This is a genomic window from Leptospira wolffii serovar Khorat str. Khorat-H2, assembly GCF_000306115.2.
Classification (GTDB): Bacteria; Spirochaetota; Leptospiria; order Leptospirales; family Leptospiraceae; genus Leptospira_B; species Leptospira_B wolffii.
Genome location: NZ_AKWX02000017.1, coordinates 1 through 9,778, shown reverse-complemented (window position 1 = coordinate 9,778; position 9,778 = coordinate 1). Strand labels below are relative to the sequence as shown.

At 38.9% G+C, this 9,778-nt stretch carries 12 protein-coding genes; 10 read left to right on the top strand and 2 right to left on the bottom strand.

The features are described from left to right. The 6 genes from LEP1GSC061_RS21205 to LEP1GSC061_RS13155 form a co-directional block, all read left to right on the top strand. Nucleotides 1-111: IS3 family transposase (locus LEP1GSC061_RS21205; protein WP_016545951.1), on the top strand; the 111-nt coding region annotated here is incomplete at its 5' end. Between the two features lie 36 nt (nucleotides 112-147). Next, nucleotides 148-393: a hypothetical protein gene (locus LEP1GSC061_RS13175; protein ID WP_040508806.1), complete on the top strand. Its 246-nt coding sequence runs from the start codon at nucleotides 148-150 to the stop codon at nucleotides 391-393. Nucleotides 394-661: 268 nt separating this feature from the next. Beyond that, nucleotides 662-910, top strand: coding sequence for a CopG family transcriptional regulator (locus LEP1GSC061_RS13170; RefSeq protein WP_008588815.1), 249 nt, complete (start codon nucleotides 662-664; stop codon nucleotides 908-910). Further along, a complete protein-coding gene (locus LEP1GSC061_RS13165; RefSeq protein ID WP_008595960.1) occupies nucleotides 897-1,238 on the top strand; it encodes a type II toxin-antitoxin system PemK/MazF family toxin in 342 nt (113 codons plus the stop codon). Before LEP1GSC061_RS13170 ends, LEP1GSC061_RS13165 begins: the two co-directional genes overlap by 14 nt. A 697-nt stretch (nucleotides 1,239-1,935) precedes the next feature. After that, nucleotides 1,936-2,238, top strand: a complete 303-nt coding sequence (locus LEP1GSC061_RS13160) for a hypothetical protein (RefSeq protein WP_040508799.1) — start codon at nucleotides 1,936-1,938, stop codon at nucleotides 2,236-2,238. Nucleotides 2,239-2,951: 713 nt separating this feature from the next. Continuing rightward, on the top strand, nucleotides 2,952-3,812 hold the full coding sequence (locus LEP1GSC061_RS13155) for an HNH endonuclease (RefSeq protein ID WP_040508797.1): 861 nt from the start codon (nucleotides 2,952-2,954) through the stop codon (nucleotides 3,810-3,812). Between the two features lie 21 nt (nucleotides 3,813-3,833). Here LEP1GSC061_RS13155 and LEP1GSC061_RS13150 read toward each other — a convergent pair whose 3' ends face one another. Next, entirely contained in the window at nucleotides 3,834-4,886 is a 1,053-nt protein-coding gene (locus LEP1GSC061_RS13150) for an IS481 family transposase (RefSeq protein ID WP_016545948.1), read from the bottom strand. A gap of 88 nt (nucleotides 4,887-4,974) precedes the next feature. Here LEP1GSC061_RS13150 and LEP1GSC061_RS13145 point away from each other — a divergent pair, with 88 nt between their 5' ends. Beyond that, nucleotides 4,975-5,313: a hypothetical protein gene (locus LEP1GSC061_RS13145; RefSeq protein WP_156844562.1), complete on the top strand. Its 339-nt coding sequence runs from the start codon at nucleotides 4,975-4,977 to the stop codon at nucleotides 5,311-5,313. A gap of 2 nt (nucleotides 5,314-5,315) precedes the next feature. Here the strand turns inward: LEP1GSC061_RS13145 and LEP1GSC061_RS13140 are convergent, their stop codons facing one another. Next, a complete protein-coding gene (locus LEP1GSC061_RS13140) occupies nucleotides 5,316-5,642 on the bottom strand; it encodes a hypothetical protein (protein WP_040508792.1) in 327 nt (108 codons plus the stop codon). A 325-nt stretch (nucleotides 5,643-5,967) separates the two neighbouring features. Here LEP1GSC061_RS13140 and LEP1GSC061_RS13135 point away from each other — a divergent pair, with 325 nt between their 5' ends. The 3 genes from LEP1GSC061_RS13135 to LEP1GSC061_RS13125 all read left to right on the top strand — a co-directional run bounded on the left by LEP1GSC061_RS13135 (nucleotide 5,968) and on the right by LEP1GSC061_RS13125 (nucleotide 9,209). Beyond that, nucleotides 5,968-6,999 (top strand): putative phage abortive infection protein, encoded by a 1,032-nt coding sequence (locus tag LEP1GSC061_RS13135; protein WP_016545952.1) that lies wholly within the window; start codon nucleotides 5,968-5,970, stop codon nucleotides 6,997-6,999. A gap of 216 nt (nucleotides 7,000-7,215) precedes the next feature. Next, nucleotides 7,216-8,109: a hypothetical protein gene (locus tag LEP1GSC061_RS13130; protein ID WP_040508791.1), complete on the top strand. Its 894-nt coding sequence runs from the start codon at nucleotides 7,216-7,218 to the stop codon at nucleotides 8,107-8,109. A 167-nt stretch (nucleotides 8,110-8,276) separates the two neighbouring features. Next, on the top strand, nucleotides 8,277-9,209 hold the full coding sequence (locus tag LEP1GSC061_RS13125) for a hypothetical protein (RefSeq protein ID WP_016545950.1): 933 nt from the start codon (nucleotides 8,277-8,279) through the stop codon (nucleotides 9,207-9,209). Nucleotides 9,210-9,778 lie beyond the last annotated feature (569 nt).

Sequence of the window (9,778 nt, the reverse complement as noted above, 5' to 3'; positions counted from 1 at the left end):
AAGCCCAAGCAACTAGTTTTTGATTATATAGAAGTTTATTATAATAGACGAAGATTACATTCTTTTTTAGGATACGTGAGTCCCGTTGAATTTGAAGAAAAAGCGGCTTAAAAGGTGTCCACTAAAACGTAACTAGGCTAATTTGATATGGCCGAGTTGGTTATTCCGAGCGACTGGATTAAAGAAGAATCTGGAAATAATTATACTCTTTTTACCCCAATTGAATTTTCTGATCAAAGTTATCGAGGATTTGAGTCATTTTGGGAGGATTTTTATAATGATGTTGATTTAGCAATTATGACATTTGTAAGGACTCTATCTAAATGGAACGTTGAGGTTCACGGAATTTATGATCCATATAAAATAAGACTGATCTATGAGTCTGAGTTTTGAGCACTTTTTTGCGTGCTAACTGCACTTCGTCTAACTTTCGGTGCTTCCGCTCCGCTTCGAGATCGCTTCGCGACTCTCGCTCGGGCTACGCCACATTTACTTCCGTCACTTCGTTTGCATAAGCAAACTCGCGCCGTCGTAAACGTCGGAACACCTTGGTCGTTATACGCAATGCCCGTGCATCTGTCTTTATTCAAGGGAAGCGAAATTTCTACAAATTGATAGAATTTTTAATTGACCCAGGTATAACTCGAGTTATACTTATTTTATGAAGACTGCTGTCTCAATTCCTGATGATTTATTTAAAACAGCGGAAAAAACCGCCAAAAGGCTGGGGATTCCTCGAAGCCAACTTTTTGCAAAGGCATTAGAAGAGTTTATTCAATTACATAGTAAAGAATCAGTGACCGAAAGATTAAATAAAATTTATACAAATAGAAAAGATAGCTCGAAAGACAGTATCAATAATCTATCTGTTGAATCACTGCGCAAGAGTTTAAAGAATGATTCGTGGTGAAATTTGGTGGGTGGATTTAGGAATTCCATTCGGCAGTGAACCTGGCTTTAAGCGTCCTGTTTTAATAGTACAAGATGATTCTTTTAATGAAAGTAACATTAATACAGTAATTGTAGTTTCAATTACATCAAATTTGAATTTAGCAGAAGCTCCTGGGAATGTAATTCTATCTAAAAAAGATTCTAATCTTTCAAAAGACTCAGTTGTAAATGTTTCTCAATTAGTAACTTTAGATAAGGAACGATTTCTTGATAAAGTTGGTAAATTGAAAGCAGGCAAGATGGCTGATGTTGAAGAAGGGTTGCGGTTAATTATTGGCCTAAATTAACGGGCACTGCGTATAACTAACAGCTTGCCACTGCGCTTCGGGCTTGCTTCGCAACCCTCGCTTGGCCTTCGGCACATTGGCTTCTGTCACTCGCCTTGCAAGGCAAGTCTCGTGCCAGTCTCTAACGCCTCCTGCGGAGGCTCAGAGTCGCCAACGTCGGCAAGCGTTGGACGTTAAGCGCAATTCCGCCGGATTTTGTTTTTTTATTTTTCGAAGCTCGGAAGCGTGCGGATTTGGTTCTAAAACATAGGAAATTATTCAGAGTTTAGCGCTCCCCAATGGTATCTGGTGCCGTCGCCAGGCTGTGCATCTTGGTATTTGAGCGTCCTGCGGAAGTATATGGTTCCATTTTATCCAATCCCGAAAGGGGAGCGCGATTTGTTAGTATTAGTAAATTTGGCTACCATTGGACTTTTATCCAAGTAGTATAACTATTTAAAATTGCAATGTGTTTGAGGCGTAACTTCGCTTAACTGCCAACTTGCCGCATCGCTTCGGGCTTGCTTCGCAACCCTTGCTTGGCCTTCGGCACATTGGCTCCAGTCACGACTTTTGCTTGGCAAAAGGTCGCGCCTGGCTCTAACGCCTCTTCGAGGCTCAGAGTCGCCAACGTCGGCAAGCCAACGTCGTTAGGCGTAATGTTGCGTATATTTATATTAGTGAGAAATATAGATAAGTTTTACGACGATTGCAATAGATGTATGACTACCTAATTATAGATGGATATTTTGGTGGAACTGGAATACGAAATTCGGTTGAAGGAAGTTATATAGATTTGGCTGAACTTAATTTGTCGACTGGTTTGACTGATCAGATCAATTTATGGCTTAAGAATTATTCAAATGAGTTCTTTGAGGAATATAAGAATATAGAAAAAGCTAAATCTTTGGATCAGGCGGGAATTGAAATAGCTAAAAAAGTTATGAATGAACGAAGGCTTAATAAAATTGAATATTATTCAGATGCCACTGGGGAACGACTCTTTATTGTTAATGCATAAACATGCTAATTTTTGGTCGTTTGTCAAAGTTGAAATTTCAAGTATCGTATTCATTAAATTTATTCGGCTACAGTAAGGATATAGGATTTAAAGACAGTTGATATAGCAACACTACGCCTAACTGTCGGTGCTTCCGCTCCGCTCGGAGATCGCTTCGCGACTCACTCGCTCGGGCTACGCCACATTTGCTTCTGTCACTGCGCTTGCTATGGGCAAGCTCGTGCCATCGCAAACGTCGGAACACCTTGGTCGTTAAGCGCAATTCCGCCGGATTTTGTTTTTTTCTTTTTCGAAGCTCGGAAGCGTGTAGATTCGTTTTCTAAGCATAGTAAATCTTGTGGTTTAAAGCGCTCCCCAATGCGAGCTGGTGCCGTCGCCAGGGATTGCATCTTGATATTTAAGCGTCCTGCGGAAGCTTATGGTTCTATTTTATCCAATCCCGAAAGGGGAGCGCGATACTTTGGAATAAGGGAATTTAATACTATTGGACTTTCGTCCAAGTAGTGAAATTGAATTAAATTGCAGTGTGTTTGAGGCGTAACTTCGCTTAACTGCCAACTTGCCGCATCGCTTCGGGCTTGCTTCGCAACCCTTGCTTGGCCTTCGGCACATTTTGCGTCTGTCACTCGCCTTGCAGAGCAAGTCTCGTGCCATTGCAAAACGTCGGCAAGCCAACGTCGTTAGGCGAAAGCCACAAAATAAGGTTGTCATCTATGAAATGCATATATTGCGAATCGGCTGAAGCAAACTCAAAAGAGCATATTATCCAATCTGCTTTAGGCAGTAATCTCAAATCTTCCATCATTCTTTGCGCAAGCTGTAATAATTACTTTTCCACTAAAGAGTCAGGATATGTAGATCAATCAATTGTTAATGCTTTTTCAGCTTTTCGGAACTTTTTTAGTATCTGGGGTGATCGTAATACACCTCCTCCAATTTTAAAAAATATTGGAACTAAATCGGGAAAAAAATACGATATAGCACCTGGATTGGTCCCATTTATACCTGGTTCGATTAGATCAGAAAAGAACAATAATGACGGAACCTTTGAGATAAATATTTCTTCTCAAAACGAGGAAAAAGCCAGAGAACAACTATCTCATTTAAATAACCAATATGGATCAAAAAATTTGATCTATAAATATATGCAGCTGGAAAAGGAATATTTAGATGAGCCTTTACACTTTGAATTTCAATTTGGCGGGAAATCAATACTAAAAGCGGTTATGAAAAATCTTTATAATTTTCTATTTTGGTTACAAAGGGATCAATCTCAAGTAATAGATGTTAATGCATCTGATTTAAAAATATCAAGGGAATATATTAGGTACGATATAAACGGGAATAAATTCTATTCAAGTTTAGATTTTCTCAACCCGACACCTTATCATCTGTCAGACAAAGATATTTCTCATTATATATCCGTATTCAGAAAGAATAAGATGATATATGGCTATTTTACATTGTTTGGACAGATAACCTATACTGCAATTTTATCTGAAAACTCAGAAGGAGATGATTTTAGATATGGTTTTTCGATAAACCCAATCTGTACAATGTTAGTATTCACCTGACACTTCTTCTGAACGCTTGTTCTAATTTTCTGCTTGGTGGACCTCCGATTCTTCTGTCTTAATGCCCTCAATGAAGACTTGAAAAGGAGTTCTTCCGTTCATGTTTCTACCTTGGTGCGCCCTCTTGTAATTGTATTCTTCAAAGAAGAGATGCAGATCGATCTGCATCTCTTCGATCGACTCATAAAATTTAGTTCTACCGGCGATCCTGAAGTGCTCATCAAGTAAAGTTCTGTGAAGACGTTCCACGTATCCGTTGCTTTGAGGCCTGCGAACTTTAGTGGTCCGATGTTCGATGTCTTCTAACTGAAGAAATAATTCGAAAGGATGTTGGTCTTCTCTTCCACAATACTCACGACCATTATCGGTTAGAACGGTTTGGACTTTAATGTTATGTTCTTCAAAGAAAGGAAGAACGTCGTTGTTCAAAGTCTGTACGGCAGTGACGGGTATTTTGTTATTAAAGAGCCTTCCCCAAGCAAATCGGCTATGACAATCGATTACGGTTTGTAGATAGACTCTTCCTACACCTTTTAATGACCCGACCATGAAAGTATCCATAGATACCAATTCTCCTGTAGAATCTGCTTGTATGTGCCTTTCTCTGTATTCGGGATCGAATTTTTCAAGGAGGCGTATCTGGTTTTCGCTTAGAGGTATGATCTTATCTTTATGATGCTCTTCGAGTCTTAGAAGCCGTTGGTGTTTAGTTACGAGTTTATTTCTTGTCCAAACTCCTCTTACACCACCCGAACTTACCTTAACTCCTTTAAGACTAAGTTGTTGAGCGACCTTTAGGCATCCATGAGTCGGATGATGTAAAGAATACTCTAAGACTTCATTTTCGATTTCTTCACTGACTCGGTTAGGGTGAGGCCCATTGGCTCCCGGGATTCTATCTAAGAGACCTTCAGCTCCATAGGTTTGGAAGTTCCTTCGTATTTCGTAGAACTGTTGACGGGAATATCCCATGATCTTGCAGGCTTTGCTTACATTTTCTAATTCATTTGCAAGCTCTAATAAATTTAGCTTTCGTCTAGTTGCCTTAACTGTTGCATTGGTGTTGGTGGTCATCGGTTTCTCCTGATGTAAATAATTTTGTCGTTAAAATCATTTTTCTTTCAGAAGAGGCTGGGGCCACCGGTTTTTCGGTGACTGTCAGGTGAATACTAGCTCAGCACACCCAATCACATTCGAAAAGTCACATAATTTAGAATTACTTGATGTGAACTACAATTCGGAAATTACATTAAATTATCCGGTGTATGCTGAACAATATTTTCCCATTATAAAAGAAAGGATTGAAATTATATTAAAATTATCTCATTCAATTATTATCTCTGATCAAATTGCTAAAATAACTAATAGCGTAATTGATAAGTATAGAGATAAGGGGGAAAAGTTAACTGAATCTGAAATTCGCGAAATAACCGCATCCATTTCAAAGGAATTTATTCGTTTTGTATATAGAATTCCAGAGGCGATTCGGCTTGAATTCTAAAATTACTTCATAAGATTGTGGCCTTCGCCTAACTGTCGGCTCTGACGCTTCGCTTCGAGATCGCTACGCGACTCTCGCTCGGCCTGCGGCACATTGGCTCCAGTCACGGCTTTTGCGGCGGCAAAATCCGCGCCTGTCTCTAACGTCTCCTTCGGAGACTCAGAGTCGCCAACGTCGTCAAGCCTTAGGTCGTTAAGCGAAATTCCGCCGGATTTTGTTTTTTCATTTTTTGAAGCTCGGAAGCGTGTAGATTCGTTTTCTAAGCATAGTAAATCTTGTGGTTTAAAGCGCTCCCCAATGCGAGCTGGTGCCGTCGCCAGGGATTGCATCTTGATATTTAAGCGTCCTGCGGAAGCTTATGGTTCCATTTTATCCAATCCCGAAAGGGGAGCGCGATACTTTGGAATAAGGGAATTTAATACTATTGGACTTTCGTCCAAGTAGTGAAATTGAATTAAATTGCAGTGTGTTTGAGGCGTAACTTCGCTTAACTGCCAACTTGCCGCATCGCTTCGGGCTTGCTTCGCAACCCTTGCTTGGCCTTCGGCACATTTTGCGTCTGTCACTCGTCTTGCAGAGCAAGTCTCGTGCCATTGCAAAACGTCGGCAAGCCAACGTCGTTAGACGCCAGACAAACTAATATTGAGTCACTATATGAATATAAAAAATGAACTTAATGAAGGTAAGATCCCTCTGGTTTATATAGGGATACTAATATTTGTACTTTTATTGATTTATTTTGGAGTTCCAGTTCTATTAACTCAAACTAATATATTTGGAATCAGTTATTCAAATACCGGTCAGATAGGAGATACGATAGGTGGGTTATCGAGCCCATTAATTGCTGCGGTCGCTGCTTTCTTGACATTCTTAGCTTTCTGGGTGCAATACCAATCAAACAAGCAGCAAACTCTACAGTTCAAGTCTCAAGATAAAGTTCAACAAATTGAAAGATTTGAAGATAAATTTTATAAATTAATTGAACTACATAGAAGTAATGTCGCCGAGTTAGAAATGCCATTAAGCAGAACGGGAAGAAGCATATTTATTCCCTTATATGATGAGCTTCGCTTTGCCTATGAAATTCTTGAATTCGTAGATCTTTTCGAATGGAAAGATAAAAGGCTGATAAAGAAAGAAGAAAAAATTAATATTTCTTATATTACTTTCTTTTTGGGGATTGAGAACAATGACTCCATATCTGTCTTAAAGGAAATTCTAAAGAAATATCCTGAAGATTTGGTTTTACAATACTTAAATGAAATTAAGAAGGTACAAGAAAAATATGATCCGAGCACAAATCGAATTGATTTAGGTAATTACAAAGACAAAATTTTAATTGAATATCGTCCCTTTAAAGGGCACATAAATCAATTGGGCCATTATTATAGACATTTATTTCAGATTTATAGACTGTTAGAGGATCAGCCTAATGAGTTAAACAAATATGAGTACAGTAAGGTAATACGATCTCAATTAGCTGTCTTTGAACAATTATTGTTATTTTATAATATACAATCAACATTGGGTTCAAAATGGATAACGAGGGGATTTGTTCGAGATTATAAGGTATTTAAAAATATGCCAGTGTTACTGGCAACATTCGGTCCTACACCTACAGAATTCTTAGAAAGAAATAATATAAAATCAGATGATTTCTTCGAATGGGACGAGTTTTCTGAGTAGTTTGTCCAGCGTCTAACTTTCGGCTCTGACGCATCGCTTCGAGATCGCTACGCGACTCTCGCTCGGCCTCCGGCACATTTCGCTTTGTCACTCGTCTTGCAAAGCAAGCCTCGCGCCAAGTCCTGCGGACTCGCGAAACGTCGTCAAGCCTTGGTCGTTAGGCGTCATTGATTTATGAATATTCTAAAAATTAGCAATTATTTTAAGAGGGACTTTATGAAAATATATGCTTTAATGTTCATCCTTCCTTGCGTGTTAAGTTGTTCGATGAACGCTTCCCATGATCAGCAGGTAATAGCTACTCGTTCAATTATAACTTCCGAGCGATCTCCTTTTGGAATTAGTAAAATTGATTATACAGAATTCTTAAATGATAAAAGATTAAAATTGATTGAACTTAAACTTATTCAAATTGAAGTTCCCGAATCAGTATTTGATGAATATGAATCTGACCTGGAGCTTGTACTATATTCTTCATACTTAACTGTTAGAAGAACGGGAGAATCAGGGCCTTTAGTGTCGTCAGTAGACCCGCAACTTGCTCCATATTTTTTAATTCGACGGGCTTTTAGGTTTAGTGGAGTAGGTTCTAACCTATTTCAAAAGCCAATCGTCTCTAATGATCCGAAGTTGGTTATTAACTTTCATTTAGTTGACATAAATGGAATTAGTCAGGGCGATCAAGAAAAGGTGAAAGCGATATATGAAAAGTTTACCAACACGGCTCAACTCGCAGTAGATCAAAAATTAATAAAATCAGCTACAACGATTTCCGCTCTCTCTTATGTTCCAGCACTGTGGTCGATATGGGAAGCATTGGTTTCAATCGTAAATTTGATCGATGAGAATGAGAATTTCACTGTGTCTCCATTTTCATTAACTCTAAATGGAAATCTAGGATATCGCCCATATAGTGGAGATATTGATCCTCTATCGTTGAAGAGAAAGGCTTTCTTTCATAACGATGCCCGGGAATATGAAATAGATCAATATGAAAAGGTGGAGAGGACAAAGGGGGAAATTGAATCTATTTCGTATAGTTTTTCTACTCAACCGATTGGCATATATAGAATCAAGTTACATCTCAGTGTGACGTGTAGTTTGTTATAAATCAACAACGCCTAACTTTCGGTGCTTCCGCTACGCTCGGAGATCGCTATCGCGACTCACTCGCTCGGGCTACGCCACATTCGCGTCCGTCACTACACTTGCTTACGCAAGTTCGTGCCGTTGCGAACGTCGGAACACCTTGGTCGTTAGGCGGCATAAACTAAAATATGACTTTTGACAAAGAAAAAATAGCAACTGAATTCCATACCAAATTCTCTGAGTTAAAGCGGGAGAATATTGAGATTATCAATATGGTAGGAAGTGAGATTGGAGTTAGCATATTGCTTAAATATCCGAATTCATATCTTCCATCGATAAGTTATCATGATGAAAAACTCCTTAGCATGATTAGAATCTTCATATCGGAAAAGTCATTTAAAGATTTTAGCTCCTTAAAGAGAATAATTATCGAGATTGGGTTTTACCGACAACAATATGCGAGTCCTTCGGAAGGATTAAGCTCATTCATCGAGCGAAAACCAGATGAAAAATATCCCATAGGTTTAAATTTCGAGGACGATTTCTTTTATGATGTATCTAACTCAGAATTCTATAAAGATGATTCAATGATCGAAGTCGAGGGTCTAATAAATTATGTATTAAGTAAGCATTTTTTGCCTACAAAATGCTTAAAGGGATTTTCGACAAGAAGTAGGCTTAATTTGCTAAAACTTAGAAGAGGCATGTTGAAGTGCTTTTTTAATATTTTCGATAAGCTTATACTTATACTATTCGGAAATACGTTTTCAGTGTTTGAAGATTTGAGCTATAGTATTAAGCCGGAAAGAATTAATGCGAATAAGCCTATACAAGGAGGTGAGCAGAATAGAGAGGCAACAATTTTAGGTATCAAAACTACTAATGTGTGGTCAGTTACTTCTTACTCTTTTATTCATTTGTTATTTCTATTTATATTCGAATATTTGAATTTAAAGCCTGATTTTATTAAAATCATATTAAAATATTCGCTACTTTCTATTTTCTATGTAATTGTCACCTTATTCCTATATGAAAAAGGCATACAGTCGGTTCTTAAAAAATTACGTACATACTTTTGGAAAAAATATGAAGATTCATATTTTATTCAAATTAAAATATAGTTTACGCCGCCTAACTGTCGGCTCTGACGCATCGCTTCGAGATTGCTTCGCAACTCTCGCTCGGCCTTCGGCACATTTCGCTTTGTCACTCGTCTTGCATAGCAAGCCTCGCGCCAAGTCCTTGCGGACTCGCGAAACGTCGGCAAGCCAACGTCGTTAAGCGAAATTCCGCCGGATTTTGTTTTTTATTTTTCGAAGCTCGGAAGCGTGTAGATTTGCTTCTAAAACATAGGTAATTATTCAGAGTTTAAGCGCTCCCCAATGGAGGCTGGTGCCGTCGCCAGGCTGTGCATCTTGGTATTTGAGCGTCCTGCGGAAGTATATGGTTTCATTTTATCCAATCCCGAAAGGGGAGCGCGATACTTTGGAATAAGGGGATTTCATACTATTGGACTTTCGTCCAAGTAGTGAAATTGAATTAAATTGCAACGTGTTTGAGGCGTAACTTCGCTTAACTGCCAACTTGCCGCATCGCTTCGGGCTTGCTTCGCAACCCTTGCTTGGCCTTCGGCACATTTTGCTTCTGTCACTCGTCTTGCAGAGCAAGTCTCGTGCCATTGCAAAACGTC

What these genes read in the sequence shown, in the direction of transcription:
- LEP1GSC061_RS13175 (WP_040508806.1), top strand. Translation starts at nt 148, where the DNA reads ATGGCCGAGTTGGTTATTCCGAGCGACTGGATTAAAGAAGAATCTGGA.
- LEP1GSC061_RS13170 (WP_008588815.1), top strand. Translation starts at nt 662, where the DNA reads ATGAAGACTGCTGTCTCAATTCCTGATGATTTATTTAAAACAGCGGAA.
- LEP1GSC061_RS13165 (WP_008595960.1), top strand. Translation starts at nt 897, where the DNA reads ATGATTCGTGGTGAAATTTGGTGGGTGGATTTAGGAATTCCATTCGGC.
- LEP1GSC061_RS13160 (WP_040508799.1), top strand. Translation starts at nt 1,936, where the DNA reads ATGTATGACTACCTAATTATAGATGGATATTTTGGTGGAACTGGAATA.
- LEP1GSC061_RS13155 (WP_040508797.1), top strand. Translation starts at nt 2,952, where the DNA reads ATGAAATGCATATATTGCGAATCGGCTGAAGCAAACTCAAAAGAGCAT.
- LEP1GSC061_RS13150 (WP_016545948.1), bottom strand. Translation starts at nt 4,886, where the DNA reads ATGACCACCAACACCAATGCAACAGTTAAGGCAACTAGACGAAAGCTA.
- LEP1GSC061_RS13140 (WP_040508792.1), bottom strand. Translation starts at nt 5,642, where the DNA reads ATGCAATCCCTGGCGACGGCACCAGCTCGCATTGGGGAGCGCTTTAAA.
- LEP1GSC061_RS13135 (WP_016545952.1), top strand. Translation starts at nt 5,968, where the DNA reads ATGAATATAAAAAATGAACTTAATGAAGGTAAGATCCCTCTGGTTTAT.
- LEP1GSC061_RS13130 (WP_040508791.1), top strand. Translation starts at nt 7,216, where the DNA reads ATGAAAATATATGCTTTAATGTTCATCCTTCCTTGCGTGTTAAGTTGT.
- LEP1GSC061_RS13125 (WP_016545950.1), top strand. Translation starts at nt 8,277, where the DNA reads ATGACTTTTGACAAAGAAAAAATAGCAACTGAATTCCATACCAAATTC.